Source organism: Streptomyces toxytricini, from assembly GCF_014649915.1.
Lineage (GTDB): Bacteria > Actinomycetota > Actinomycetes > Streptomycetales > Streptomycetaceae > Streptomyces > Streptomyces toxytricini.
In genome coordinates this window covers 266,063-292,325 of the sequence record NZ_BMTY01000006.1, presented here as the reverse complement: position 1 = coordinate 292,325, position 26,263 = coordinate 266,063, and the positions used below count along the sequence as shown (strand labels likewise).

The 26,263-nt window shown below is 74.0% G+C and carries 19 protein-coding genes; 5 read left to right on the top strand and 14 right to left on the bottom strand.

Going from position 1 to position 26,263, the window contains the following annotated elements:
- Positions 1-161: 161 nt before the first annotated feature.
- The 7 genes from IE170_RS10245 to IE170_RS10215 all read right to left on the bottom strand — a co-directional run bounded on the left by IE170_RS10245 (position 162) and on the right by IE170_RS10215 (position 9,879).
- Complete coding sequence (locus tag IE170_RS10245; RefSeq protein WP_189808990.1) at positions 162-3,116, bottom strand: M14 family metallopeptidase; 2,955 nt, start codon at positions 3,114-3,116, stop codon at positions 162-164.
- Between the two features lie 170 nt (positions 3,117-3,286).
- On the bottom strand, positions 3,287-4,276 hold the full coding sequence (gene whiA, locus IE170_RS10240) for a DNA-binding protein WhiA (protein ID WP_114057080.1): 990 nt from the start codon (positions 4,274-4,276) through the stop codon (positions 3,287-3,289).
- On the bottom strand, positions 4,267-5,337 hold the full coding sequence (locus IE170_RS10235) for a gluconeogenesis factor YvcK family protein (RefSeq protein ID WP_189808989.1): 1,071 nt from the start codon (positions 5,335-5,337) through the stop codon (positions 4,267-4,269). The genes whiA and IE170_RS10235 overlap by 10 nt, the downstream gene beginning before the upstream one ends.
- A complete protein-coding gene (gene rapZ, locus IE170_RS10230; RefSeq protein WP_125540634.1) occupies positions 5,334-6,284 on the bottom strand; it encodes an RNase adapter RapZ in 951 nt (316 codons plus the stop codon). The genes IE170_RS10235 and rapZ overlap by 4 nt, the downstream gene beginning before the upstream one ends.
- A complete protein-coding gene (gene uvrC, locus IE170_RS10225; protein WP_189808988.1) occupies positions 6,281-8,326 on the bottom strand; it encodes an excinuclease ABC subunit UvrC in 2,046 nt (681 codons plus the stop codon). The genes rapZ and uvrC overlap by 4 nt, the downstream gene beginning before the upstream one ends.
- Positions 8,327-8,468: 142 nt before the next feature.
- Positions 8,469-9,260, bottom strand: coding sequence for a hypothetical protein (locus IE170_RS10220; RefSeq protein ID WP_189808987.1), 792 nt, complete (start codon positions 9,258-9,260; stop codon positions 8,469-8,471).
- A gap of 4 nt (positions 9,261-9,264) precedes the next feature.
- Entirely contained in the window at positions 9,265-9,879 is a 615-nt protein-coding gene (locus IE170_RS10215) for a papain-like cysteine protease family protein (protein ID WP_189808986.1), read from the bottom strand.
- A gap of 229 nt (positions 9,880-10,108) precedes the next feature.
- Between IE170_RS10215 and IE170_RS10210 the strand changes: the two genes are divergently transcribed.
- The gene (locus IE170_RS10210; protein ID WP_223856659.1) at positions 10,109-11,092 is read left to right on the top strand and encodes a hypothetical protein; all 984 of its coding nucleotides are present in this window, start codon (positions 10,109-10,111) and stop codon (positions 11,090-11,092) included.
- A 31-nt stretch (positions 11,093-11,123) separates the two neighbouring features.
- On the opposite strand, the gene IE170_RS10205 is transcribed toward IE170_RS10210, so the two are convergent.
- Entirely contained in the window at positions 11,124-11,555 is a 432-nt protein-coding gene (locus tag IE170_RS10205) for a Rieske (2Fe-2S) protein (protein WP_189808985.1), read from the bottom strand.
- Between the two features lie 100 nt (positions 11,556-11,655).
- Between IE170_RS10205 and IE170_RS10200 the strand changes: the two genes are divergently transcribed.
- A complete protein-coding gene (locus IE170_RS10200; protein WP_189808984.1) occupies positions 11,656-12,531 on the top strand; it encodes a carbohydrate kinase family protein in 876 nt (291 codons plus the stop codon).
- A 15-nt stretch (positions 12,532-12,546) separates the two neighbouring features.
- Here the strand turns inward: IE170_RS10200 and IE170_RS10195 are convergent, their stop codons facing one another.
- A complete protein-coding gene (locus tag IE170_RS10195) occupies positions 12,547-13,779 on the bottom strand; it encodes an NAD(P)/FAD-dependent oxidoreductase (RefSeq protein ID WP_189808983.1) in 1,233 nt (410 codons plus the stop codon).
- Positions 13,780-14,023: 244 nt separating this feature from the next.
- A complete protein-coding gene (gene uvrA, locus IE170_RS10190) occupies positions 14,024-16,999 on the bottom strand; it encodes an excinuclease ABC subunit UvrA (protein ID WP_189808982.1) in 2,976 nt (991 codons plus the stop codon).
- A gap of 185 nt (positions 17,000-17,184) precedes the next feature.
- Here uvrA and IE170_RS10185 point away from each other — a divergent pair, with 185 nt between their 5' ends.
- From IE170_RS10185 to IE170_RS10175, 3 genes are all read left to right on the top strand, one after another.
- Positions 17,185-17,874: a maleylpyruvate isomerase family mycothiol-dependent enzyme gene (locus IE170_RS10185; protein WP_189808981.1), complete on the top strand. Its 690-nt coding sequence runs from the start codon at positions 17,185-17,187 to the stop codon at positions 17,872-17,874.
- A gap of 10 nt (positions 17,875-17,884) precedes the next feature.
- On the top strand, positions 17,885-18,541 hold the full coding sequence (locus IE170_RS10180) for an MBL fold metallo-hydrolase (protein ID WP_189808980.1): 657 nt from the start codon (positions 17,885-17,887) through the stop codon (positions 18,539-18,541).
- Between the two features lie 116 nt (positions 18,542-18,657).
- A complete protein-coding gene (locus tag IE170_RS10175) occupies positions 18,658-20,016 on the top strand; it encodes an MFS transporter (protein WP_373298967.1) in 1,359 nt (452 codons plus the stop codon).
- Positions 20,017-20,052: 36 nt separating this feature from the next.
- Here IE170_RS10175 and IE170_RS10170 read toward each other — a convergent pair whose 3' ends face one another.
- From IE170_RS10170 to uvrB, 4 genes are all read right to left on the bottom strand, one after another.
- The gene (locus IE170_RS10170; RefSeq protein WP_189808979.1) at positions 20,053-21,036 is read right to left on the bottom strand and encodes a TerC/Alx family metal homeostasis membrane protein; all 984 of its coding nucleotides are present in this window, start codon (positions 21,034-21,036) and stop codon (positions 20,053-20,055) included.
- 231 nt (positions 21,037-21,267) lie between these two features.
- Positions 21,268-23,322 (bottom strand): TerD family protein, encoded by a 2,055-nt coding sequence (locus IE170_RS10165; protein ID WP_189808978.1) that lies wholly within the window; start codon positions 23,320-23,322, stop codon positions 21,268-21,270.
- A 79-nt stretch (positions 23,323-23,401) separates the two neighbouring features.
- Complete coding sequence (locus tag IE170_RS10160; RefSeq protein WP_189808977.1) at positions 23,402-23,980, bottom strand: TerD family protein; 579 nt, start codon at positions 23,978-23,980, stop codon at positions 23,402-23,404.
- A 78-nt stretch (positions 23,981-24,058) separates the two neighbouring features.
- On the bottom strand, positions 24,059-26,197 hold the full coding sequence (gene uvrB / locus IE170_RS10155) for an excinuclease ABC subunit UvrB (RefSeq protein ID WP_189808976.1): 2,139 nt from the start codon (positions 26,195-26,197) through the stop codon (positions 24,059-24,061).
- Positions 26,198-26,263: the final 66 nt, after the last annotated feature.

The following is a 26,263-nucleotide window of genomic DNA, read 5'->3' as shown; positions in this document are numbered from 1 at the left end:
AATGGGATGTCCCCGACCGCTTACGACCCTACCTCTCCGTGAGCTTGCGAGTGACATCGTCCGGGACCTGACACACCCCGGGGCCCCGCTCCGGCGGGCCGGAACGGGGCTCGCGGGGCCTCGTGCCGGTCACGCGGCGTGAGCGGCGGCGGGGGCGGTGATCAGCGGTTCAGCGCACGGAGCGCCTTACCGACGAGTAGCGCGCGGTCGGCCGGTTCGCGGACGTGTTCCAGGCCGAATCCGAGCAGGACGGTGTCACGCGTGGTGACCGAGGCGTAAGAGCGGAACAGCTCGCCGGAGCGGGCCCAGTCGCCGGGAACTTCGGCGCTTCCCACAGGGGCGCCGGCCGCCGTCCAGCTCCCGAGGGAGGCCTCGAACCCCTCGGTGGTCTGGTCCACTCCCCCGACGGAGAGGCGGACGTCGTCCGCGAAGACGCCGCGGCCGCCCTCGCTCGCGTCCGTGACGTACGACAGCGACACCTCGACGGTCCGGCCCGCGTAGGCGCTCAGGTCGAAGGAGGCCTGCTTCCAGCCGTCGGACGAGCCGGTGAGGCTGTGCCACGCGCCGCTGCCGCCCTGCGCGGTGCAGCCGCCGCCTTCAAGGGTGAGGTAGCGGCGCAGGAAGGGGTGCGCGTTCACGAAGAAGCCGGCCGCGCAGTCCGTCGGCACCTGGCTGCGGGTCAGGCCGCCCGCCTCGGGCAGGGTGGTCCAGTCGTCGCCGCCGGCCGTGCGCGCCTCCAGGACGGCGTGGTCGTAGCCCCGCTCGGTGTGCCAGTTCAGGGCGGCCTTGAGCTGCGGCGCGTCCTCGGCGGACACCTGCGTCAGGTCGATGGTGCGGGTCAGCCGCCGCCAGTCCCCGTCGGCGTGGGTCGCCGCGGCCATGCCGGTCCCGGAGTGGGGGGCGTACGGGTTCACGACGCCGGCGTACCCGCCCGCCTGCGCGCTGCGGAACTGCGGGAACCGGTCCGCGGGCAGGCTCTCGGAGGTGACCGTGAAGGCGCCGGGCGCGTCCAGCGGGTTTCCCTCGGCGTCGCCCAGCCCGCCGCGGGCTCCGGCGAGGCCCCCCGCGCCGGTGAAGCCGGTGGCTCCGCGTACGCTGCTGCGGCCGTAGGCGCCGAGCCAGTACTGGCCGAAGTCGTCGGTGAGGGCGGGCCCGACCCGGGTGTCGCCGCCGGCCGACTCGCCGGCCTCGATCAGCTTCCCGCCCTCGTTGAGGTACGAGCGCAGCGCGAGCTGGGTGTCGCCGCCGGGGGCGCCGGCGCCGGTGTAGTGGACGGCGGTGCGGAAGTGGGCGAGGACGCCGAGGCGGTGCGGGGCGCCCTGGACGGCCGTGTCCCAGACGGCGGCCGGCCGGCCGTTGGCGCGCAGCGCGTCGGCGTAGCCGCGGGCGTGCCGGGCGGGGGCGCCCTCCTCGGCGATCACGAGGGCGTCGGCGCGGGGCCGCTCGGCGACCGTGTACGTGAAGCGGTCGCTGGAGACGCGCCGGCCGTCCCGGTCGCGGCCGGTGAACCAGACCTCGACGCGGTCGCCGGGGCGGGCGCCGTGCACCGCGCCCCGGTACTCGTCGAACCAGTTGTTGTCCTCGCCGCCGTAGACGGAGCCGCCCTTCCAGGGCTTCACGCCGCGGTCGTGGGTGCGGCCGCCGTTGATGCGCCAGTGCAGCCGCTTGTCGCCGAGCGCCTTGCGGGCGGTGACGGCGACCGGCTGCTCCCGGCCGTCGGCCGCGTAGGAGGTGGTGAAGGGGTCGAGGGTGAAGTCGGCGGCGGCCAGGCCGACGGGGGACACCGGCCGGTCGGGGCGTGCGGCGCTCTCGCCGACGGCGAGCGCGAAGGGGACGTTCTTGGCGAACTCGGCCTGGATCAGCTTCTCGTCGTCGGGGAAGTTGAAGCCGGAGCGGCAGTCCTCGGGCTTCCACCGGTCGTTCGGGTCGGACGCCGAGGCCGTCCGGCAGGTGGTCATCTCCGGGGTGAACATCATGATGCCGTTGACGTTCGAGGCGTGGCCGTCGGCCTCGCCGTTGGTGGTGTACAGCTCGGACGACAGCTGCGGGCGGTAGCCGGGGACCGCCGGGTTCTCCGGGGTGCCGGCGAGCGCCCGGTAGGCGGTGTCGTCGGGGGTGGGCGTGGCGACCTGCCAGCCGACGCCGTAGAGGATGAGCTCGGCGGCGGAGTGGTAGTTGACGGCGTACTCGAAGCCGATCCGCTTCTGGAACCGGTCGAGGGCGGCGGTCTCGGGCTCGGAGGAGGCCGACGGGCCGCGGTAGGTCTCGTTCGCGGGGTTCGGTGAGGAGCCCTCGTCGTCGTAGCCCCACTTGTAGGCGAAGTTCCGGTTCAGGTCGACGCCGTCGCCGGTGGTGATCCTTCCGTCGCCGTTGTTGTCGCGGAGGTTCTTGCGCCAGAGCCGGTTGGCCTCGGAGGCGTGGGTGTGGTCGTAGCCGTCGGGGTTGGCGGACAGCAGGAACCACAGCTCGGTGGAGTCCACCAGCTTCGTGATCCGCGGATCCTTGCCGTAGTTGTCCAGCGTGTGGTGCATCAGGCGCCGCGTCATCTCCGGCGTGATCCACTCGCGGGCGTGCTGGTTGGACATGTACAGCACGGAGGGCTTCGCGCCGTCGCGGCCGGTGCGGGCGTTCTTCGTGACCTTCAGCGCGAGGATGTCCCGGCCCTGGACGGTCGTCCCGATGGAGACGGCCTTGGCGAGGCCGGGGTGCTCCCGGGCGGTCCGCAGGACCTCCTCCTTCAGCCCGCCCTTGCCGCTGTACGGGCGGAAGACGCCGTCACCGGGGGCCTGCGCGCGGGCGGCGGCTCCGGCCTTGCGCTCGGCGAGGGCCACGCCGCGGGCGGCGAGCCCGCGGGCCTGGTCCTCGGTGAGGAACAGCTCCACGCGGGCGGTGCCGGTCTCCGGGGCGCGCTCGGACAGCTCGTGCCCGTCCTGGCCGGCGGCGAGGACGAGCGGGACCTGCTCCTTGGTGATGTCGGCGTCGTAGACCCGGACCTGGTCGGCGCCGGGTGCGGCGTCCGCCGCGGGGCGGGCGTGGGCCGCGGCCGGGAGGGCGGCCGCGGTGGTAGCTAAGAGGAGTGAGCTGGCGGCGAGGATCAGTCCCGCGCGGTGCCTCATGTGCCCCCCTGGGCGTCGACTGCCACGAAAGCGTTCGGACGACAGGCTCACGAGGCCCCGTGTCCATGTCAATGGGGCGTTGCGGGAACGAGCCGCCGCGCGCCGGGGGCCCGTACGCGCGCGCTGTGCGGCGTACGGGCCCCCCGGGGCACGGTGCGGTGCCGGGCCGGTCAGCCGGCCAGGTTGTCGGCCAGCTCCTCGCTGAGGTTGGACTCGGTTCCCGGGATGCCCAGGTCCTGGGCCCGCTTGTCGGCCATCGCCAGCAGGCGGCGGATCCGGCCGGCGACGGCGTCCTTCGTCAGCGGCGGGTCGGCGAGGGCGCCCAGCTCCTCCAAGGAGGCCTGCTTGTGCTCCATGCGCAGCCGGCCCGCGGCGGCCAGGTGCTCGGGCACCTCCTCGCCGAGGATCTCCAGGGCGCGCTGGACGCGGGCCCCGGCGGCGACGGCGGCGCGCGCCGAGCGGCGCAGGTTGGCGTCGTCGAAGTTGGCCAGCCGGTTCGCGGTGGCGCGGACCTCGCGGCGCATCCGCCGCTCCTCCCAGGCCAGCACGGACTCGTGGGCGCCGAGCCGGGTCAGCAGCGCGCCGATGGCGTCGCCGTCGCGGACGACGACGCGGTCGACACCGCGGACCTCGCGGGCCTTCGCCGCGATGGAGAGCCGCCGGGCGGCACCCACCAGGGCCAGGGCTGCCTCGGGGCCGGGGCAGGTGACCTCCAGCGAGGAGGACCGGCCCGGCTCGGTGAGCGAGCCGTGGGCCAGGAAGGCGCCGCGCCAGGCCGCCTCGGCGTCGCAGGTGGCCCCCGAGACCACCTGCGGGGGAAGGCCCCGGATGGGACGGCCGCGGCCGTCGACCAGGCCGGTCTGGCGGGCCAGCTGGTCGCCTCCGGCCACGACGCGGACGACGTACCGGCTGCCGCGGCGCAGGCCGCCGGGCGCCATGACGACGAGGTCCGAGGAGTGGCCGAAAATCTCCAGGATGTCCTTGCGGAGCCGCCGCGCGGCGATCCCGGTGTCGAGCTCCGCCTCGATGACGATCCGGCCGCTCACCAGGTGCAGACCGCCGGCGAACCGAAGAATCGCCGAGACCTCCGCCTTCCTGCAGCAGGTCCGGGTGACGGGGAGCCGGGAGATCTCATCCTTCACCGCTGGCGTCATCGCCATGGGCCGATCCTTCCATGCATCCGAAAAATACGGTCGTACGCGGCTGCGAGCAGCTCCGGGTCGTGCTTGGGGGAGCCGTCTTCCCTGGCCACCGGCGCCAGCTCGACCGCGGCACCGAAGCGCTGCGCGGCATCGGCGAGGGACTCGCGGTCGGGCACGGCGGCCTGGTCGGCCAGCACCACGTCCAGGGCGAGTTTAGGGGCGTGTCGGGCCAAAACCTCCAAATGACGCTGCGGAGAGAAGCCCTCTGTTTCGCCGGGCTGCGGGGCCAGGTTCAGCGACAGCACGCGCCGGGCCTTGGTCTCCATGAGCGCGTCGAGGAGTTCCGGCACCAGCAGGTGCGGGATGACGGACGAGAACCAGGACCCGGGACCGAGCACCACCCAGTCCGCGTCGAGGACCGCGGCGACGGCCTCCGGCACCGCGGGCGGGTCGGACGGCACGAGGTGCACGGACAGCACCTCGCCGGGGGTGGTGGCGACGGTGGCCTGCCCGCGGACGGTGTCCACGTCCGCCGGGCGGGCCGGGTCGTGGCCCCGTACGAGCGCCTGGAGCTCCAGCGGTACCGCCGACATCGGCAGCACCCGGCCCTGTGCGCCGAGCAGCCGGCCGACGAGGTCGAGGGCCTGGACGGGGTCGCCGAGCTGCTCCCACAGGGCCACGATCAGCAGGTTGCCCACCGCGTGCTCGTGCAGGGCGCCGGCCGACTGGAAGCGGTGCTGGATGACGCGGGCCCAGGTCTGGCCCCAGTCGTCGTCCCCGCACAGCGCGGCCAGCGCCTTGCGCAGGTCGCCCGGGGGAAGGACGCCGAGCTCCTCGCGCAGCCGCCCGCTGGACCCGCCGTCGTCGGCGACGGTGACGACGGCGGTCAGCTCGCCGGTGATCCGGCGCAGGGCGGCCAGCGACGCCGACAGGCCCATGCCGCCGCCCAGCGCGACGACCTTGGGCGCGGCGCCCTTGGCGGCTGCGCCGCGGCGCGGCGCGGTGCGGACCGCGCCGTCCTCGCCCCGCCCCGGGGTGAGGCGGCGCAGGCGGCGCAGCCGCAGGGTGCGTCCGGTCACTCGCGCCCCATGTCCCGGTGGACCACGACGGTCTCGACTCCCTCGGAGGCGAGGCGGGCGGCGAGCTTCTCGGAGACGGCGACGCTGCGGTGCTTGCCGCCGGTGCAGCCGACGGCGATGGTCACGTACCGCTTGCCCTCGCGGCGGTAGCCGGCGGCGATGAGCTGGAGCAGCTCCGTGTAGCGGTCGAGGAACTCCTTGGCGCCGGGCTGGCTGAAGACGTAGCCCGAGACCTCCGGGTTCAGGCCGGTGAACGGCCGCAGCTCGGGCACCCAGTGCGGGTTCGGGATGAAGCGGCAGTCCACGACGAGGTCGGCGTCGACGGGGAGGCCGTACTTGTAGCCGAAGGACATGACGGTGGCCCGCAGCTCGGGCTCCTCCTCGCCCGCGAACTGGGCGTCCATCTTCGCGCGCAGCTCGTGCACGTTCAGGCTGGAGGTGTCGATCACCAGGTCGGCGTCGCCCCGGAGCTCGCGCAGCAGGTCGCGCTCGGCCGCGATGCCGTCGGTGATGCGGCCCTCGCCCTGGAGCGGGTGGGGGCGGCGGACGGACTCGAAGCGGCGCACCAGCGCGTCGTCGGAGGACTCCAGGAAGACGATGCGCCGGGTGACGCCGCGCAGCTCCAGGTCGGCGAGGGACTCGCGCAGGGCGTCGAAGAACTGGCGGCCGCGGACGTCGACGACGACCGCGATCCGCGCCACGTTGCCCTGCGAGCGGGCGCCGAGCTCCACCATGGTGGGGATCAGTGCCGGCGGCAGGTTGTCCACGACGAACCAGCCGAGGTCCTCCAGGCACTTGGCCGCCGTGCTGCGGCCGGCTCCGGACATCCCGGAGATGATCACCAGCTCGGGGATGGCGGCCTCGGCGCTCTCGCCGGGCTCCAGTGTCGTGCCCGTACTCACCTGTGCTCCGTCTCGGTCGTACTCGGTCTCGTGCTGCTCGGTCATCGGTCGGTCCCCCGTTCGGACGAGGTTCCCGCGGGCGCGGGGGTCTCCTCCTCCATGATCTCCCCTGTCGCCGTGTTGACGGCAGGAGCGGCGGGGACCGCCCGGGCGAGGGCCGCGGCCACCGTCTCGGCCGTCTTGCGCCCTATGCCCGGGACCTCGCAGATCTGGTCGATTGTCGCCTGTCTCAGCTTCTTCACCGAACCGAAGTGCTTGACCAGGGCCTGCTTGCGGGTCTCGCCGAGGCCGGGCACCTCGTCCAGCGGGCCCGCCTTGAGCCGCTTGCCGCGCTTGCTGCGCTGGTACTGGATGGCGAACCGGTGCGCCTCGTCGCGGACGCGCTGGAGCAGGTAGAGGCCCTCGCTGGTGCGGGGCAGCACGACGGGGTCTTCCTCGCCGGGCAGCCACACCTCCTCCAGGCGCTTGGCCAGGCCGCACACGGCGACGTCGTCGATGCCGAGTTCCTCCAGGGCCCGCTGGGCGGCGGCGACCTGCGGCCGGCCGCCGTCGACGACGACGAGCTGCGGGGGGTAGGCGAAGCGCTTGGGCCGCCCGTCGTCCTGCGCCCCTCCCGCACCGTCGACGGCCTCGGCCGCGTCGGCGCCGTCGGCCGCAGCGTCCTCGGGGGACCACTCGCCGGTCTTCAGCTTCTCCTGGAGGTAGCGGCGGAAGCGCCGGGAGACCACCTCGTGCATGGAGCGGACGTCGTCCTGCCCGGCGAAGGTCTTGATCTGGAAGCGCCGGTACTCGCCCTTGCGGGCGAGGCCGTCCTCGAAGACGACCATGGAGGCCACGACGTCGTCGCCCTGGAGGTGGGAGATGTCGAAGCACTCGATGCGCAGCGGCGCGCTGTCGAGGCCGAGGGCCTCGGCGATCTCCTCCAGGGCGCGCGAGCGGGTGGTCAGGTCGGCGGCGCGCTTGGTCTTGTGCAGGGCGAGGGCCTGCTGCGCGTTGCGGTGGACGGTCTCCATGAGGGCCTTCTTGTCCCCGCGCTGCGGGATGCGCAGGCTGACCTGGGAGCCGCGCCGGGCGGCCAGCCACTGCCCGAGGGCGGGCGCGTCCTCGGGCAGGGCCGGGACGAGCACCTCCTTGGGCACGGCCTCGCCGGTCTCCTCCCCGTACAGCTGCTGGAGGGCGTGCTCGACGAGCCCGGCGGTGTCGACGGCCTCGACCTTGTCGGTGACCCAGCCGCGCTGGCCTCGGACCCGGCCGCCGCGGACGTGGAAGATCTGCACGGCCGCTTCGAGCTCGTCCTCGGCGACCGCGACGAGGTCGGCGTCGGTGGCGTCGGCGAGGACGACGGCGTTCTTCTCCATGGCGCGGCGCAGCGCCCCTATGTCGTCGCGCAGCCGGGCGGCCCTCTCGTACTCCATCTCCTCGGCGGCCTCGTGCATCTGCGCTTCGAGGCGGGAGAGGTAGGTGCCGGTGCGGCCGGCCATGAAGTCGCAGAAGTCCTCGGCGAGTTCGCGGTGCTCCTCGGGGGTGACGCGGCCGACGCAGGGGGCGGAGCACTTGCCGATGTAGCCGAGGAGGCAGGGCCGGCCGATCTGCGCGGAGCGCTTGAACACCCCGGCGGAGCAGGTGCGGACGGGGAAGGCGCGCAGCATCAGGTCGACGGTCTCGCGGATCGCCCAGGCGTGCGCGTAGGGGCCGAAGTAGCGGACGCCCTTCTTCTTCGGGCCGCGCATGACCTGGACGCGCGGGTACTCCTCGTTCATGGTGACCGCGAGGGAGGGGTAGCTCTTGTCGTCCCGGTACTTGACGTTGAACCGGGGGTCGTACTCCTTGATCCAGGAGTACTCCAGCTGGAGGGCCTCGACTTCGGTGGACACGACGGTCCACTCGACGGAGGCGGCCGTGGTGACCATGGTGGCCGTGCGCGGGTGGAGGCCGGCGACGTCCTGGAAGTAGTTCGCCAGGCGCTGGCGCAGGCTCTTGGCCTTCCCGACGTAGATCACCCGGCGGTGCTCGTCTCGGAAGCGGTAGACCCCCGGCGAGTCGGGGACCTGGCCCGGCTGGGGGCGGTAGCTGGAAGGGTCGGCCATGCCGCCCACCCTACTGTCGCGGACCGACATCCCGGCCCCTGCCGCCCGGGCCGCCCGGCGGCGCGGGCGCCGGGCGGCGGGGTGCTGCTGCGCGGCGGGCCGCGGCGGCCGGCACCGGCCGGCGGCCCGCCGGGCAGGGCGGTCAGCCGGTACGCCGCCTCAGGCGCCGGCGGCGCACCGCGAGGACCCCGAGGGCGGCGGCCAGGGCCGCTCCGGCGGCTCCGGCGGCAGCCGCCGGCGTTCCGTCGGGGCGGGCGGGGGCGGCCTCGTCGTAGCCGCCGGCCCGGCCGTCCCGGGCGTACGCGGACCCCGGCAGCTTGTCCCCGTACGCGGCGGCGACGCGCGCCCGGTAGGCGGCCAGGGCGGTGCCCCGCTCCCCCACCGCGCGGACGGCGTCCTCGTCGAGCGGCAGCACCCGGCCGCCGCCGGCGACGTACCAGGCGTCGATCTGCGGCTCGCGGAAGACGGTGCCGCCGGGCATCCGCTCGGCCCCGAGGCGGGCGTAGCGGAACTCGTCGTCGCCGTCGGCGATGTTGACCACCTCCCAGCCGCTGCCGGTCCGCGCGGTCCACACCGCGGCCTGCCGGCCGTCGGCGGCGACGGCCCGGCCGGCGAGGAACTCCAGCCGGGACACCGGGGCTCCGGGCCGGCCGGCGACGAAGTCGGGCGAGAGGTGGCGCACCTCGACGGGCTCCCCCTCGATCCGGGGCTGCCCGGCGGCCGCGGCGGCGCCGGGGCCGCCCTCCCGGGCGAAGAACCGGGCGAGGACCGCCAGGTTGTCGGGGGCGCCGGCGGCCCGGGCGGCGGCGGCCCGGTCCTCGGCTCCGGCGGCGGGCGGCTGAGGGACGGCGGCCGGGGCGGCCGCGGCGTGCGGGGCGGGGCCGAGGAGGGCGGTCGCGGCGAGGACCGCTGCGGCGGTGGCGCGCTTCGTCACGGCGTCACGCCCCGATCCGGTAGAGGGAGTGGGTCCAGGAGAAGCCGCTGTTGTCGACGTACCAGGCGTGGGAGGCCCAGTTGTAGCGGTCGCTGGACGGCCAGGGGTCGCCCCAGTAGACCCAGCTGCCGTTCGTGTCGTAGCCGTAGACGACGTGCATGTGCCCGCCGCCGGAGGACCACTGGATGCGGGTCTCGACCGGCCTGCCCGCGTCGATCTCGGTCTGCACGGTGGGGTGGCGCAGCCAGCCGGTGACGTAGGAGCCGGGGTTGATGCCGCTCCAGCGCAGGGCGGTCTGGACGTTGCCGAGGGTGGCCTGGTTGTTCGGGCACTCGGTGCCCTGCTGCCGGTTGAAGGCGGCGTTGCAGAACTGGTTCTGGGTGTGGGTGCGGCCGTACCAGGCGGCGATGGTGTTGCCTCCCGCCGCCCAGCACCAGTTGGACTTCTGCTGGGCCTGCATCGTGATGTCCAGGCGCTTGTACGCCAGGGCGGCGCCGGCGGCCGGGCCCGTGGGGGCGGGACCGGCCGGCGCGGCGGACGCCTCGGCGCAGGGCAGCGCGAGGAGCAGGGCGGTGACGGCGGCGGCTGTGGCGGACAGCCTCCGCATCGGGGTGCGCATCGCGTTCCTCCCGTGGGGATGCGGGGATCGGAGGAGCGCGTCCGGACGCTTGTGGAGGAGCATCAGGGTGTTGTCGTGATCCGGTCAACAGGCTTCAATACGCCTTGACATTGCAGTGTGAACGGCGTGCCCGCCGTGTGAACGGCTGCCGTCCCTTCACCTGGCCACCGGGCGCCACCGCGGGCCCTCCCGCCCCACCGCGTGTGAACGTTCACAGGAGGAGCCGCCCATGCCCCCGACCTCGGAGCGCACCGGCGGGCCCGCCCCGGACGGTCCGACGGGCCCTGGCGGGGACCCGGGCGACCTGGCCCGCCTGCTGGACACCGGGCCGTTCCACCTGGCCCTGCGGGCCGCCCTGACGGCCCGCGGCCTGCCGCTGCACCGCGTCCGGCACCGGCTCGCCGCACGCGGCATCACGATCGGCGTGACCAGCCTGAGCTACTGGCAGCAGGGCGCCCGCCGCCCCCGCCGCCCGGAGTCGCTGCGGGCCGTGCGCGCCCTGGAGCAGATCCTCGACCTGCCGCGCGGCGCGCTGCTGCGGCTGCTCGCCGGGCCGGAGCCCGCGGCGGGCGGGACGGCCCGGCCCCCGGCCCGCTCGTACCGGGCGCTGGTCAGCGTGGGCGCGGCCGTGGAGGAGCTGCTGGCCGGGCTGGAGCTGCCGTCCGACGGGGGCCTGCACACCGTGGTCCACCAGGAGCGGGTGCGCATCGGCGCCGCCGGCGAGCTGGCCGGCCGCGACTCGCAGCACGTCGTACGGGCCCACCGGGACGGGGTGGACCGCTACCTCGCCGTCCACCACGGCGACCCCGGCTGCGACCCGGCGCGCGTGCGGGTGCAGGCCGGCGAGAACTGCCGGACGGGGCGGATCCGCTGGCACCGCGAGGCCGAGGTCCTCGTGGCGGAGCTGCTGTTCGAGCGGCGGCTGCGCACCGGGGAGACGTACGTCTTCGGCTACGGCTTCGAGGACGGCACCGGGGCACGCTGCACCGAGTACGTCCGCGGGTTCAGCTACACCGGCGGGCAGTACGTGCTCCAGGTCCGCTTCGACGAGGCAGCCCTGCCCGTGCGCTGCCGGCGCTTCACCCGGTCCGGGCCGGCGGCGCCGCGCAGCGGCCTGGCCGACCTCACGCCGAGCGGCCGGCACGGCGCCGTGCACATCGTGGAGCCGGCGGTGCGGCGCGGCCTCCTCGGCATCGCCTGGGACTGGGCCTGACCTGCCGGGGAGCCTGCGCGGGCGCCCGCGCTCAGCCCGCGATCAGCCTGCCGCCCTCGGCCCGGACCGGCACCTCGGGCAGCGGGTCGGTGGCCGGGCCGCGCAGCGGCTTGCCGGTGGCGGTATCGAAGCGGCTGCCGTGGCAGGGGCAGTTGCCCTCCCCCTGGACGATCTTGTCGAGGACGCAGCCGGCGTGCGTGCACTGCGCGCTGAACGCCTTGTACTGCCCCTCCGCCGGGCAGCTGACGATCAGCTTCCGCTCGCGGTACAGCTTCGCGCCGCCCACGGGCACCTCGGCCGCGTCGCCGAGCTCGACGGGCGCGGTGGGGACGGCAGGGCTGCCGTAGCCGCTGTTGGTCTCGGTGGAGCAGGCGCCGGCGGCCGCTCCGGCGCCGGCGGCCCCGACGATCGCGGCCGCACCCCTGAGGACGGTACGGCGGGCGGCGGACTGCGGCGCGGACATGCGGATCTCCCGGGTGGCACGGACGGCGGGGGCCGCGGCGGCGGAGGGCCGGCCGGGCCCACCCGACGATACCCCCGGCCGATGGGATACCTTCCCCCGCGTGATCGTCGTCGGTGGAGAAGCCCTGATCGACCTGGTGCCCGCGGCGCAGCCGCCGGGTGCGCTGCTGCCGCGGCCGGGCGGGGGCCCGTACAACACCGCCGTGGCGCTGGGCCGCCTCGGCGCGCGGGCGGCGTTCTGCTCGCGGATCTCCACCGACGGGTTCGGCGAGAGCCTCCTCGCCGGGCTGCGGGCCGCGGGCGTCGACGTCTCGCTGGTGCAGCGGGGGCCGGAGCCGACCACCCTGGCCGTTCCCTCGCTCGGCGCGGACGGCTCGGCCGTGTACGGCTTCTACGCGGAGGGCACCGCCGACCGGCTGTTCCGCCTGCCCGACGCGCTGCCGGCCGGGGCCCGGGCGCTGGCCGTCGGCACCTGCTCGCTGGTGCTGGAGCCGGGCGCGAGTGCGTACGAGGCGCTGCTGCGCCGGGAGGCGGCCCGCGGGCTGCTGACGCTGCTGGACCCCAACGTGCGGCCGGCGCTGATCGCGGACCCGGCCGCGTACCGGGCCCGGTTCCTGGGCTGGCTGCCGTCGGTGTCCGTGCTGAAGCTGTCCGAGGACGACGCCGACTGGCTGGGCGGGCGCGTGGACGACTGGCTGGCGGCGGGGGCGTCGGCGGTGGTGCTGACCCGCGGGGCGAAGGGGCTGACCGTCCGGACGCGGGAGGGCGCCGAGCACTCGGTGCCGTCCCCGGCCGTGGCCGTCGCGGACACGATCGGGGCGGGCGACACCGTCAGCGCGGCGCTGCTGCACCGCCTCGCGGGCGGCGGCCCGCCGGACTGGCCGGACGTACTGGCCCACGCCGCCCGCGCGGCGGCCCTCACCTGCACAAGGCCGGGCGCGGAGCCGCCGTACGCCGCCGAACTCGGCGACGGTTAGCGGCCCTCGGCCGGCTCACAGCACGCCGGGCGCCTCCTGCGCCATCCGCTCCTCCATGTGCCCGAAGAACTCCTCGGGCGGCGTCATGCCGGCCGTCACCCGGACGAACTCGTCCCGCGCCCGCGGGCTCCGCGCCACCGCCGCCAGCAGCTGCTGCATCTCGGGCGGCGGCGGTTCCATCTGCGCGAAGGAGGCGGTGAACTCGTACATGGAGGCGACCTGCGCGTCCCGCGCCTCCTGGGCGGCCCGCATCGCCTCCTCGAAGGGCCTGCGCCCCGCGAGGACGTCGTCGAGGGCGCCGGCGCAGCGCTCCGCGTCCCGGAAGGAGTCCTGGATGCCCTGGGCGGTGATCGGGTCCCGCAGGTATCCGGCGTCCCCGACCAGGGCCCAGCCCGGGCCGTACGGCTTGCGGAAGTAGTTCGGGACGGCCGTGCCGACGAACCGCTCGGCGCGGGCGGCCCCCGCGACCCGCTTGGCGAACGCCGGGGCACGGGCCAGCGTCGCGTGGTAGTTGCCCTCGACGTCGTCGCGGTTGGCCTCGAAGTCGCGCATGGACCAGCCGCAGATGACCATCGTGAGGCCGTCGTTGGTGGGCCAGGCGGCGAACGCCCGGTCGCCGCGGTCGTAGGCCTCGAAGACCCCGTTCATCGGGAGGCCCGACCAGTACGTGTAGTAGTAGACGTTGATCTTCGGTTTCTCGGCGTAGGCCTCGGCTCCGGTGGCCCGGGCCACGGACGAGTGGAGGCCGTCCGCGCCGACGGTGAACCGCGCGCGGTGCCGGGCGGGGCCGTCCCGGCCGTGTCCCGCGACGCCCGTCACGGTGTCCCCGTCGAAGAGCAGCTCGTCGACGGTGAACCCTTCGGCGACCTCGGCGCCTGCCTCGGCCGCGGCGTCGACGAGGATCTTGTCGAGGACGGTGCGGCGGGGGGCGTACGAGGCGTCGAAGCCCTCGCCGGCCGGTGATCCGGCGATGCTGATCGGCCCGAGGTCGAACAGGTAGGTGTCGATGGGCGGGCATCCGGTGGCGACCATCCGGTCCAGCAGCCCCCACCGCTGAAGTGCGGCCAGTCCGGGCGGGTGGATCAGGTGGGTGGAGAGGGTGTCGCTCGGGAAGGTGGCCCGGTCGACGAGGAGGACCCGGTGTCCGCGCCGGGCGAGGAGCATCGCGGTCGGCGCGCCGGCGCAGCGCGCGCCGACGACGACCACGTCGTGGGGTGGGGTGCCGGCGGAGCCGGCGTTGCCGGTCATGGCTCACCTGCCGATCCTGCGGCGGCACACCGGGCGGGCGGCGCGAAGAGGAGCACGAGGAGGTGCGGAAGAGGGGCCGTCTGCCCGCGGCCGCGCACTGCGGGGGACTCCTTCCACGCTAGACCAGCCGCCGCGCTCCCGGGGGCCGGGGAGCGGCGCTCCAGGCCCCGTGCGCCGAGGGGCCCGGCCGTGCGGACGGCCGGGCCCCTCGGCGGGGCGGCGCGGCGGATGCCGCGCGCCGCGGCTACGCCTTGCGGGCCCTGGGTGCCGCCTTCTTCGCCGCGGCCTTCTTGGCGGGGGCGGCCGTCTTCCTGGCCGCGGTCTTCTTCGCGGCCGTCTTCCGCGCCGGGGCGGCGGACGGCGCCGCGTCCGAGATCCGGTCCGCGCCCAGGATGTCCCGCAGGAACTTGCCGGTGTGGCTGGCGCCGACGGACGCCACCTGCTCGGGCGTGCCCTCGGCGACGACCATGCCGCCGCCGTAGCCGCCCTCCGGGCCCATGTCGATGACCCAGTCGGCGGTCTTGATGACGTCGAGGTTGTGCTCGATGACGATCACCGAGTTGCCCTTGTCGACCAGCCCCGACAGCACCTTGATCAGCTTCGAGATGTCCTCGAAGTGCAGGCCGGTCGTCGGCTCGTCCAGGACGTACACCGTCCGGCCCGTCGACCGCTTCTGCAGCTCGGAGGCCAGCTTCACGCGCTGCGCCTCGCCGCCCGACAGGGTGGGCGCCGACTGCCCGAGGCGGACGTAGCCGAGCCCGACCTCCGTCAGCGTCTTCAGGTGCCGGGAGATCGTGGGGACGGCCTCGAAGAAGCCGAGGGCCTCCTCGATCGGCATGTTGAGGACCTCCGCGATGGACTTGCCCTTGTAGTGGACCTCCAGCGTCTCGCGGTTGTAGCGGTCCCCGTGGCAGACCTCGCACGGGACGTAGACGTCCGGCAGGAAGTTCATCTCGATCTTGATCGTGCCGTCGCCGGAGCAGTTCTCGCAGCGGCCGCCCTTGACGTTGAAGGAGAAGCGGCCCGGCAGGTAGCCGCGCACCTTCGCCTCCATCGTCTCCGCGAACAGCTTGCGGATGTTGTCGAAGACGCCCGTGTACGTGGCCGGGTTCGACCGCGGCGTGCGGCCGATGGGCGACTGGTCGACGTGCACCACCTTGTCGACGAGGTCGTCCCCGTCGACGCGGGTGTGCCGGCCCGGAACCGACCGGGCGCCGTTCAGCTCGCGCGCCAGGTGCGTGTACAGGATGTCGTTGACCAGGGTCGACTTGCCCGAGCCGGACACGCCGGTGACCGCCGTCAGCACCCCGAGCGGGAAGGAGACGTCGATGTCGCGGAGGTTGTTCTCCTTCGCGCCGTGCACGGTGAGCCTGCGGTCGCCGTTCACGGGGCGGCGGATCTCCGGGACGGGGATCGACTTCTTGCCCGACAGGTACTGGCCGGTCATCGAGGTGCCGTTCTCCAGCAGCTCGGCCAGGGAGCCGCTGTGCACGACCTTGCCGCCGTGCTCGCCGGCGCCGGGGCCGATGTCCACGACCCAGTCGGCCACCTTGATGGTGTCCTCGTCGTGCTCGACGACGATCAGGGTGTTGCCCATGTCGCGGAGCCGGACCAGCGTCTCGATGAGCCGGTGGTTGTCGCGCTGGTGCAGGCCGATGGAGGGCTCGTCCAGCACGTACAGCACGCCGACCAGGCCGGAGCCGATCTGCGTGGCCAGGCGGATGCGCTGCGCCTCGCCGCCGGAGAGGGTGCCCGCGGCGCGGTTCAGCGAGAGGTAGTCCAGGCCGACGTCGACGAGGAAGCGGAGCCGCTCGTTGACCTCCTTCAGGACCCGCTCGGCGATCTTCTTGTCGCGGGCGTCGAGCCGGAGGCGGCCGAGGAAGTCGGCGCACTCGCTGATCGACATCGCGGCGACCTCGGCGATGGACTTCTCCATCACCGTCACCGCGAGGACGATCGGCTTGAGGCGGGTCCCGCGGCAGGTCGGGCAGGGCACCTCGCGCATGTAGCCCTCGAAGCGCTCGCGGCTCGCGTCGCTCTCGGACTCCGCGTGCCGGCGCCGCACGAAGGGCACGGCGCCCTCGAAGGCGGTCGTGTACGCCCGCTCCCGCCCGTAGCGGTTGCGGTAGCGGACCTCGATCTGCGTCTTGTGCCCGTACAGCAGGGCCTTCTTCGCGCGCTGCGGCAGCCCGGCCCACGGGATGTCGGTGCGGAAGCCCAGCTCGTCGGCGAGGGCGCCCACCAGCCGCTGGAAGTAGTCCTTGGTGTGGCCGAGCGACCACGGGGAGACGGCGCCCTCGTCGAGCGACTTCTCCTCGTCGGGGATGATCAGCTCCGGGTCGACCTCCATGCGGGTGCCGATGCCGGTGCACTCGGGGCAGGCGCCGAAGGGCGAGTTGAAGGAGAAGGAGCGCGGCTCCAGCTCCTCGAAGGACAGGTCGTCGTACGGGCAGTACAGGTGCTCCGAGAACATCCGCTCGCGCTCGGGGTCGTCCTCCGGGAGGTCGACGAAGTCGAGGATCACCATGCCCCCGGACAGCCCGAGGGCCGTCTCGACGGAGTCGGTGAGGCGGCGCTTGGCGCTCTCCTTCACCGTGAGGCGGTCGACGACCACCTCGATGGTGTGCTTCTCCTGCTTCTTCAGCACCGGCGGCTCGGAGAGCTGGACGGTCGTGCCGTCGACCCGGGCACGGCTGTAGCCCTTGGTCTGGAGGTCCGAGAAGAGGTCGACGAACTCGCCCTTGCGCTCGCGCACGAGCGGGGAGAGCACCTGGAAGCGGCTACCCTCGGGCAGGGCGAGCACCTTGTCGACGATGGCCTGCGGCGACTGCCGGGAGATCGGCCGGCGGCACTCGGGGCAGTGCGGCTTGCCGATGCGCGCGAAGAGCAGGCGCAGGTAGTCGTAGACCTCGGTGATCGTGCCCACGGTGGAGCGCGGGTTGCGGGAGGTCGACTTCTGGTCGATCGAGACGGCCGGGGAGAGGCCCTCGATGAAGTCCACGTCGGGCTTGTCCATCTGCCCGAGGAACTGGCGGGCGTACGACGAGAGGGACTCGACGTAGCGGCGCTGTCCCTCGGCGAAGATCGTGTCGAAGGCCAGGGAGGACTTGCCGGACCCGGACAGACCGGTGAAGACGATGAGCGAGTCGCGGGGCAGGTCGAGCGAGACGTTCTTGAGGTTGTGCTCGCGAGCGCCACGGACGATGAGTCGGTCGGTCACGCCGGTCCGCACCTTTCTTGAGAGAGCGGGGGCACGGGCCCCCGTCCCAGGGTATGGGGGGCGCCTCGGCAATGGAGTCGGGCTGGACTTCCGAGCGTATAGCACGCGCATTCGATTTACGGCACTCCGCCGTCCGCTTCACCCGTTCGTGTGGCCCCGGGCACCGTGCCACTAGGCTCGCCCCCATGACCGATCATGTGCACGACCTGCAATCTGTACGTGAAGCCACGGACCGGCTGCTGACCGCGGTCGCGAAACTGGACAACGCCGCCCTGGCCGGGGAGTCACACCTTCCCGGCTGGAGCCGCGGCCATGTGCTGGCCCACCTCGCCCGCAACGCCGACGCCCTCGTCAACGTCCTCGCCGGCCGCCCCATGTACGAGAGCGGCGAGGCCCGCGACGCGGACATCGCCGCCGGCTCCGGCCGCCCCGTGGAGGAGCAGCTCGCCGACCTGCGCGACAGCCACGCCGGGTTCCTCGCGGAGACCGCCGCCGACCAGGACTGGTCCCGTACGGTCGAGCTGCGGGGCGGCGTCACCGACCTCGCCTCGAACGTGCCGTTCCGCCGCCTCGTCGAGGTCGAGCTGCACCACGTCGACCTGGACGTCGGCTACGAGCTGGAGGACCTCCCCGCCGACTTCACCGCCCGCGAGATCGACTTCCTCGCCGACCGGTGGAGCGGCCGCCCCGAGGTGCCGCCCACGGCCCTGGCCTCCGACGACGGGCGCACCTGGCGGACCGGCTCCGCGGGCGAGCCCGCCGTCGCCGTCTCCGGCCCGGCCGCGGCCCTCCTGGCCTGGCTCGCCGGCCGCGGCGACAAGGGCGCCTCCCTGACCGTGTCCGGCGGGCCCCTCCCGGCCCTCCCCCCGCTCTAGGATCGGAACCATGACGTACAGCGGAGCGGTCAAGGTCGGCGGTCCCGCCGACGTGCACGAACTCGCGGACCTGATGATCTCCAAGGTCGCCGTGGGTGACATGAACAACAACGCCTACCTGCTGCGCTGCCGGTCCACCGGCGAGCAGCTGCTGATCGACGCGGCCGCCGAGCCGGAGACGCTGCTCAGCCTGATCGGCGGCGACGGCATCGCGTCCGTGGTCACCACGCACCGGCACGGCGACCACTGGGGCGCCCTGCAGGCCGTGGTCGACGCCACCGGGGCCCGCACCTACGCGGGCGCCCTGGACGCGGAGGGCATCCCGGTGCCCACCGACGTGCTCGTCGGGGACGGCGACACGGTCACGGTGGGGCGGGTCTCCCTGACCGCCCGCCACCTGGTCGGGCACACCCCCGGGTCGATCGCCCTCGTCTACGACGACCCGCACGGGCACCCGCACGTCTTCACCGGGGACTGCCTCTTCCCGGGCGGCGTCGGCAATACGCACGGCGACGCGGCCGCCTTCGCCAGCCTGATCGACGACGTGGAGGGCAAGCTCTTCGCTCAGCTGCCGGACGAGACCTGGGTGTACCCGGGCCACGGCAACGACACCACGCTCGGCGCCGAGCGGCCGCACCTCGCGGAGTGGCGCGAGCGCGGCTGGTAGCCCCCGGGCCCGCCGGGCGCCGGGTCCCGGCCACGGCCGGGGCGCGGTGCACTCGTTCAGGTCGAAGATGACCGTGTGCACGGCCGGGCCGGACGCGGCGGGGTAACTGCTGCACCATGCAACAGGACCCTTCCCCGTCCGCGTCCGGCCGTCCCCGGACCCCCTCGATGCCGCGGCTGGCCTCGGCGGCCCTCGCCGGCACCGCCATCGAGTTCTACGACTTCTTCGTCTACGGCACGGCGGCGGCCCTCGTCCTCGGGCCGCTCTACTTCCCGTCGTTCTCCCCGCTCGCCGGGACCCTCGCCGCGTTCGGCACGTTCGCCGTGGGCTTCCTCGCCCGCCCCCTCGGCTCGGCTCTGTTCGGGCACGTCGGCGACCGGTACGGCCGCCGGCCGGTGCTGCTGGCCTCGCTGCTGCTGACGGGCGTGGCCACCGTCGCCGTCGGCTTCGTTCCCACGTACGCCTCGATCGGCCTGGCCGCCCCCGTCCTGCTGCTCGTGCTGCGGTTCCTGCAGGGCCTCGGCCTGGGCGGCGAGTGGGGCGGCGCGGTGCTGGTGACCGTCGAGCACGCGCCGCCCGAGCGGCGCGGGCTGTGGGCGAGCTTCCCGCAGATCGGGCCGTCGGTGGGCTTCCTCCTCGCCAACGGCCTGATGCTGGCGCTGTCCGCCCTGCTGACCGAGGCCCAGTTCGCCTCCTGGGGCTGGCGGGTGCCGTTCTGGGCTGCCGGCCTGCTCGTCCTGGCCGGGCTGTGGCTGCGGCGCTCCATCACGGAGACCCCGCAGTTCCGGGAGCTCGCCGAGACGGGCTCCCGCGCCGAGGCCCCGCTCGCGGAGGTGCTCCGCGGGCACTGGCGGCTGCTCCTGCTGACCGGCGGGGCACTCGCCTCGGCGTACTCCGTGTTCTACGGGGTGAGCACCTGGTCCCTGGCGTACGGCACCGAGCACCTCGGGGTGGACCGGACGACGATGCTGGCCTGCATCCTGCTCGCGGTCGCCGTCATGACGGTGTGGACGCCGGTCGCGGCGGTCCTCGGCGACCGCTGGGGCCGCCGCCCGATGTGCCTGGCGGGCTGTGCGGCCTGCGCGCTGTGGATGGCCCCGTACGCGGCCCTGCTGGGCACGGCGAGCCCGCCGGCCATGGCCGCGGGGGCCGTGCTGGCGCTGCTGTCGATCGGGACGGTGCTGTCGGTGATCGGCGCGTACCTGCCGGAGCTGTACGCGCCCCGGATCCGCTGCACCGGGGCGGCCGTCGGCTACAACCTGGGCGGGGTGCTGGGCGGGGCGCTGACCCCGATCGTGGCGACGGCGCTGGCGGACGGCTCGGGTCCGCCGTGGGGCGTGGCGGCCTACCTCGCCGCGATCGCCGTGGTGAGCCTGGGCTGCTTCGCGCTGCTCCCGGAGACCCGCCCGGCCGCGGGGCCCGGCAGTGGTGCGGGCACGGAAGCGGGGGCGGCCGAAGCGGCCGCCCCCGTGTAGGTTCCGTTCCCGGTCCGGACTCCCGCCCGGCGCAGGTCAGGCCTCGACGCTCTCCTTGCGGGCGGCCGCCTCGGCGGCCTCCTGCTTCCGGGCGGCGATCAGGCTCGTGATGGTGGTGATCACCAGGACGCCGCAGATGACGCCCAGGGAGACCGGGATGGAGATCTCCGGGACGTGCACGCCGGACTCGTGCAGGGCGTGCAGGACGAGCTTGACGCCGATGAAGCCGAGGATGACCGACAGGCCGTAGCTGAGGTGGACCAGCTTCTTGAGCAGGCCGCCGATGAGGAAGTACAGCTGGCGCAGGCCCATCAGGGCGAAGGCGTTGGCGGTGAAGACGATGTACGGGTCCTGGGTGAGCCCGAAGATCGCGGGGATCGAGTCCAGGGCGAAGAGCACGTCGGTGGTGCCGATGGCGAGCATGACGATCATCAGCGGGGTCAGGACGCGCTTGCCGTTGCTGATGACGGAGAGCTTGGTGCCGTGGTAGCGGTCGGCGACGCCGAACTTCTTCTCGATCGACTTCAGCAGGCGGTTCTCCTCGAACTCCTCTTCCTCCTCGTCGGCGCGCGCCTCCTGGATGAGCTTCCAGGCGGTGAAGATCAGGAAGGCGCCGAAGAGGTAGAAGACCCAGGAGAAGGAGGCGATGATCGCGGCGCCGGCGGCGATGAACACCGCGCGCAGGACCAGGGCGATCAGCACGCCCACGAGCAGCACGCGCTGCTGGAGGTGGGACGGCACGGAGAACTTCGCCATGATCAGGACGAAGACGAAGAGGTTGTCGACGCTCAGCGACTTCTCGGTGATGAAGCCGGCGAAGAACTCCTGGGAGGCCTGGCCGTTGCCGAAGAACAGCAGGCCGAGGCCGAAGAGCACGGCGAGGACGATCCAGACGACCGTCCAGATGCCCGCCTCCTTGACGGACACGTCGTGCGGTTTGCGGCCGATGAGGAAATCGGCGCCGATGAGGAGGGACAGACCGGCGATGGTCAGGACCCAGAGGGTCGTCGAGACGTCCACTTTGCTTTGCCTCCGGCAGATGGCTCAGGACACAGGTCAGCGACACAGGTCGGCGTCATCGCTGCCGGAGGTCTCTTCCACCCGCGGGCCCCGGGGCCGCGGGCCGACGCCCCGGGACCTGGTGGTCCGTACTGACGGGAACGCCGTAGCCGGAAAGCAGGAGTACTCCCCTCCGCACGGACGACGATACCCGGCGGAGGGGAGAAAGGTAAAGGGGAGACCAAGCGATGGTCACGGACGGGCATGGCGGCGGGCCCGCGCGGCCCGCTCCACGGCCTGGTCCAGGACGAGGCTCCCGGCCGGCGGGAGGTCCGGCTCGAAGGTCCAGGCGTGCCCCACCCACGGGTCGGCGAGGTGGTCGTCGGGGACGGGCGTGAGCCGCATCAGCTTGCGCCACAGCGGGTCCAGCAGCGGGCCGTAGGCCGATGCCTCGTCCCGGTCGGCCACCATCAGCAGGTGCACGCCGACGGCCGGCCCCTCGTCGGCGAGGTACCGGAGCCGGGTCACGGCGCGGTCGTCGAAGCCGTGCGGGAAGTCGTGGACGATCAGCAGCTGCTCGGCCGTGTCGAGGTCGGGCGGGAGCTCTTCGGGGGCTCCGGCCCGCACCGCCATCTGGACGAGGTCCACCCGGCGGGTGAGCCGCTCCAGGGTCTCGGCGACCCCCGCGGACCCGGCGGCGGGCGGCCCGGCCAGCACCCCGGCGTGGACCAGCGGCGCGAGGGACGCGGCACCGGCCCCGGCCGCGTCGATGACGTGCACGGAGTACCGCCCGGCCGGGTGCACCGCGAGCAGCCGCGCCGCGTGCGCGACGGCCATGTCCATGGCGGCCCGGCGCAGCCGGTCGGTGTCCGTGGCCATCGCGGCCTCGGAGCCGGTGCGGCCGTTGTCGATCCACAGGCCGCGCTCCAGGGGGAGCCGGACGAGCATGGGGATCCGCAGGTCGGGGCGTTCGGGCAGGTGGAGGTCGCCCAGGCGCAGAGCCATCGGGGCCTCGTCGGGGCCGGCCGCGGGGGTGTCGTGCCAGACGGGTGAGGCCCAGCGGGCGTACGCGGCGGGCAGGGCGGGTTCGACGACGGCGGCCTCGGCGGCCAGCTGGTCGAGGTCGCGGTCGAGGACGGAGCGGGCCTGGGCGGCGAGCTCGTTGCGCCGGGCGCGCGCGGCGTCCCGGGCGGGGTGGTCGGCGCCGGCCAGGCGGTGGCGCGGGTCGGACAGGGCGGCGTCGAGTTCGCGGTCGAGCCGGGAGTCGGCGAACTCGCAGGCGCTGCGGTAGGCGGCGACGGCGCGGGCCAGGTCCTCGAACATGCCCCAGACCTGGTTGTAGAGCCGCTCTTCCATGGTCCAGCCGGTCGCGTCGCCGGCGACGGGGACGGGCGCCTCGCCGGGGGCCGCCGGGGCGGGGGCCTGCGGGGCGGGCTCGGGGGGCTCGGAGGTGCTGCGGCGGCGGCGCGGGTGGACGTAGTCGACGGTGGGCGGCCCGCCCGGGCCGTCCGCCGCGGGCGCCGGGCCGGGCGTGCCCGCGTACGGGGTTCCGGAGACGGGGGCGGGGCCGGGCACGGTGGCCGGCCCGCCCGCATCCGGCGCAGCTCCCGCCGGGTCTGCTCCCGCCGGGCCCGCGGCGGTGCCGGCCGACGGGGTCTCCTGCGGGACGGCGAGGGCGTGCGTGCCGGACGCCGCGGCGGGCACCGCGGTGATCCCCGCGCCGTCGCGGGCGGCCGCGGCGGCGCCCGCCCCGGCCGGTCCCGCCGCCGCGGCCAGCGCCGCCGAGGCGAGGGCCGCGGCGGCCGGCGCGGTGAGCCCGGCGTCGGTGAGGAGCGCGGGGAGGCCGTCGGCGTATCCCTGGCCCACGGCGCGGACCTTCCAGGCTCCCTGGCGGCGGTAGACCTCCAGGGCCACGACGGCGCCCTCGGCGTCCAGGCCGGCCAGTGCGAACCCCGCGAGGTCGGCGCCGCCCGGCTCGGCCACGGCCACCCGCGGGGCCGCGACCGAGCCGAAGCGCGCGGGCCCGCCGGGCGGGAGCACGAGGACGAGGCGCAGCTGGTGCACGGACGGCGCCACGGCGTCGAGGTCGACGGCGAAGCGGTGCGCCGCGGCCGCCTCCGCCGGGGCGGCGAGCCCGGGCAGGGCGGCCGGGGCCCCGGGGTGCGCGAGCCCGCCGGGGCCGGCCATCCGGCCGGTGTCGTCGCAGGCGGCGACCAGGGCGAGCACCGGCGTGTCCGCCGCGATCCCGATCTCCACCCGGGTGCGGGACAGGGGGTGGTTCTGCCCCCGGACCAGTTCGGCCGTCATCGTGCAGCCCTCCCCCGTGCCTCGTGCCGTGCTGTCGTTCGGTGCACCGCGCCCGGCCGGGCGCGGTGCGTGGTGTCCCCTACAGGTGCGGCAGGATCGCCGGCATCAGGTCCTGGAAGGTGCGGCCGTTGGCGGCGGCGCCGATGGCCGTCATCTGCCAGCCGGCACCGGCCCGGGACACCTTCGCCATGATCTGCGCCGTGTACTGGCCGCCGCCGTCGAGGGTGTAGCGGGCCAGCTCCTGGCCGTTGGTCTCGTCGACGAGGCGGCAGAAGGCGTTCTGCACCTCCTGGAACGTCTGGCCGGTGAACGAGTTCACCGTGAAGACGATCGTGTCGATGTGGACCGGCACGCGCTGGAGGTCGACGAGGATCGACTCGTCGTCGCCGCCCTGGCCTGCGCCGCCGACGAGGTTGTCGCCGGTGTGCCGGACGGAGCCGTCGTCGCTCTGCAGGTGCCGGAAGAACACCACGTCCACCGGCTGCTTCTCCGCGAACAGCACCGCGGAGGCGTCCAGGTCGACCTCGCGGGTGCGCGACCCGAACAGCCCGCGGCGCTTGGCCGCCTGCCAGCCGAGGCCCATCCGGACGGAGGTCAGCGTGCCCCCGTCGCCCTTCTGAAGACTGATGGCCTGTCCCTTGGACAAGTTGACCGTCACGCGCCGTCCCCTTTCATAGCCACCCCCAGGCAAGCGTGTACCTGCGGCTGTCCGCCACCCTACTGAGCCGGTCCCCCGTCAGGCGAGGCCTGCCTCCTTCATCTGCCGCAGCTCCTTCTTCAGCTCGCCGACCTCGTCCCGGATCCGGGCCGCGACCTCGAACTGGAGCTCGGCCGCCGCGGCCCGCATCCGCTCGGTCATCTGCTCGATCAGCGCGGCCAGGTCCTCGGCGGGCCGGTCCGTGGGCACCGCGGCGGCGCGGCCGCCCTTGGCGGCCTTGCCCGCGCCCGCCCCGGCGGTGGACAGCGCCGGCACCGGGGCCTTGGCGCCCTTGCCGTCCTTGGCCTGCCGGTAGCCCGTGCCGAGGAGCTGCTCGGTGTCCAGTTCCTCGCGGGCGATGGTCGCGACGATGTCGTTGATCTTCTTGCGCAGCGGCTGCGGGTCGATCCCGTTGGCCGTGTTGTAGGCGATCTGCTTCTCCCGGCGCCGGTTCGTCTCCTCGATGGCCTTCTCCATCGCCGGGGTCATCTTGTCCGCGTACATGTGGACCTGGCCGGAGACGTTGCGCGCGGCGCGGCCGATCGTCTGGATCAGCGAGGTGCCCGAGCGCAGGAAGCCCTCCTTGTCGGCGTCGAGGATCGCGACGAGCGACACCTCGGGCAGGTCGAGGCCCTCGCGCAGCAGGTTGATGCCGACCAGGACGTCGTACTCGCCGGCGCGCAGCTCGCGCAGCAGCTCGATGCGGCGCAGCGTGTCGACGTCGCTGTGCAGGTAGCGGACGGCGATGCCGAGCTCCAGGAAGTAGTCCGTGAGGTCCTCGGCCATCTTCTTGGTGAGGGTGGTGACGAGGACGCGCTCGTCCCGCTCGACGCGCTCCCGGATCTCGTGCACCAGGTCGTCGATCTGCCCCTCGGTGGGCTTGACGACGACCTCCGGGTCGACGAGGCCGGTGGGGCGGATGATCTGCTCGACGAAGCCGTCGCCGCGGGAGAGCTCGTACGCCCCCGGGGTCGCGGACAGGTAGACCGTCTGGCCGATGCGCTCCTGGAACTCCTCCCACTTCAGCGGCCGGTTGTCGAGCGCCGAGGGGAGCCGGAAGCCGTGGTCGACGAGGGTCCGCTTGCGGGAGGCGTCGCCCTCGTACATGGCGCCGATCTGCGGGACCGTGACGTGCGACTCGTCGATGACGAGGAGGAAGTCCTCCGGGAAGTAGTCGATGAGCGTGTTGGGCGCCGAGCCGCGCTCGCGGCCGTCCATGTGCAGGGAGTAGTTCTCGATGCCGGAGCAGGAGCCGATCTGACGCATCATCTCCAGGTCGTAGGTGGTGCGCATGCGCAGCCGCTGGGCCTCCAGCAGCTTGCCCTGCTTCTCCAGCTCGGCCAGGCGCGCCTCCAGCTCCGCCTCGATGCCGCGGATCGCGTTCTCCATGCGCTCGGGGCCGGCGACGTAGTGGCTCGCCGGGAACACGTACAGCTCGCGGTCCTCGCTGATGACCTCGCCGGTCAGCGGGTGCAGGGTGGAGAGGGCCTCGATCTCGTCGCCGAACATCTCGATGCGGACGGCGAGTTCCTCGTACACGGGGAAGATCTCGATGGTGTCGCCGCGCACGCGGAAGGTGCCGCGCGTGAAGGCGAGGTCGTTGCGCGTGTACTGGATGTCGACGAAGCGGCGCAGCAGCCGGTCGCGGTCGATCTCCTCGCCGACCTTGAGCGGGACCATCCGGTCGACGTACTCCTGCGGGGTGCCCAGGCCGTAGATGCAGGAGACGGAGGCGACCACGACGACGTCGCGCCGGGTGAGCAGCGAGTTCGTCGCGGAGTGGCGCAGCCGTTCGACCTCCTCGTTGATGGAGGAGTCCTTCTCGATGTACGTGTCCGACTGCGGGACGTAGGCCTCGGGCTGGTAGTAGTCGTAGTACGAGACGAAGTACTCGACGGCGTTGTTCGGCAGGAGCTCGCGGAACTCGTTCGCCAGCTGCGCGGCCAGCGTCTTGTTCGGCGCCATGACGAGGGTGGGCCGCTGGAGCCTCTCGATCATCCAGGCCGTGGTCGCCGACTTGCCCGTGCCGGTCGCGCCCAGCAGGACGACGTCCTTCTCCCCCGCGCGGATGCGCTTCTCCAGCTCGGCGATGGCCGCCGGCTGGTCGCCGCTGGGCTGGTAGGGGCTGACGACCTCGAAAGGCGCCACCGTGCGTTCGATCTTCGATACGGGCCGCATGACTCCACCGTACGACCCCGCGCCGACAGTCACCGACCCCGCCGGGCGGCGCCGCCCCCCGGCGCA

Bases quoted from the DNA above. Each gene is read 5' to 3' on its own strand.
- IE170_RS10210 (WP_223856659.1), top strand. From the start codon at position 10,109: ATGCCCCCGACCTCGGAGCGCACCGGCGGGCCCGCCCCGGACGGTCCG.
- IE170_RS10245 (WP_189808990.1), bottom strand. From the start codon at position 3,116: ATGAGGCACCGCGCGGGACTGATCCTCGCCGCCAGCTCACTCCTCTTA.
- whiA (WP_114057080.1), bottom strand. From the start codon at position 4,276: ATGGCGATGACGCCAGCGGTGAAGGATGAGATCTCCCGGCTCCCCGTC.
- uvrB (WP_189808976.1), bottom strand. From the start codon at position 26,197: ATGCGGCCCGTATCGAAGATCGAACGCACGGTGGCGCCTTTCGAGGTC.
- IE170_RS10185 (WP_189808981.1), top strand. From the start codon at position 17,185: ATGACCGATCATGTGCACGACCTGCAATCTGTACGTGAAGCCACGGAC.
- uvrC (WP_189808988.1), bottom strand. From the start codon at position 8,326: ATGGCCGACCCTTCCAGCTACCGCCCCCAGCCGGGCCAGGTCCCCGAC.
- IE170_RS10205 (WP_189808985.1), bottom strand. From the start codon at position 11,555: ATGTCCGCGCCGCAGTCCGCCGCCCGCCGTACCGTCCTCAGGGGTGCG.
- rapZ (WP_125540634.1), bottom strand. From the start codon at position 6,284: ATGACCGAGCAGCACGAGACCGAGTACGACCGAGACGGAGCACAGGTG.
- IE170_RS10215 (WP_189808986.1), bottom strand. From the start codon at position 9,879: ATGCGCACCCCGATGCGGAGGCTGTCCGCCACAGCCGCCGCCGTCACC.
- IE170_RS10195 (WP_189808983.1), bottom strand. From the start codon at position 13,779: ATGACCGGCAACGCCGGCTCCGCCGGCACCCCACCCCACGACGTGGTC.
- IE170_RS10165 (WP_189808978.1), bottom strand. From the start codon at position 23,322: ATGACGGCCGAACTGGTCCGGGGGCAGAACCACCCCCTGTCCCGCACC.
- IE170_RS10175 (WP_373298967.1), top strand. From the start codon at position 18,658: ATGCAACAGGACCCTTCCCCGTCCGCGTCCGGCCGTCCCCGGACCCCC.
- IE170_RS10180 (WP_189808980.1), top strand. From the start codon at position 17,885: ATGACGTACAGCGGAGCGGTCAAGGTCGGCGGTCCCGCCGACGTGCAC.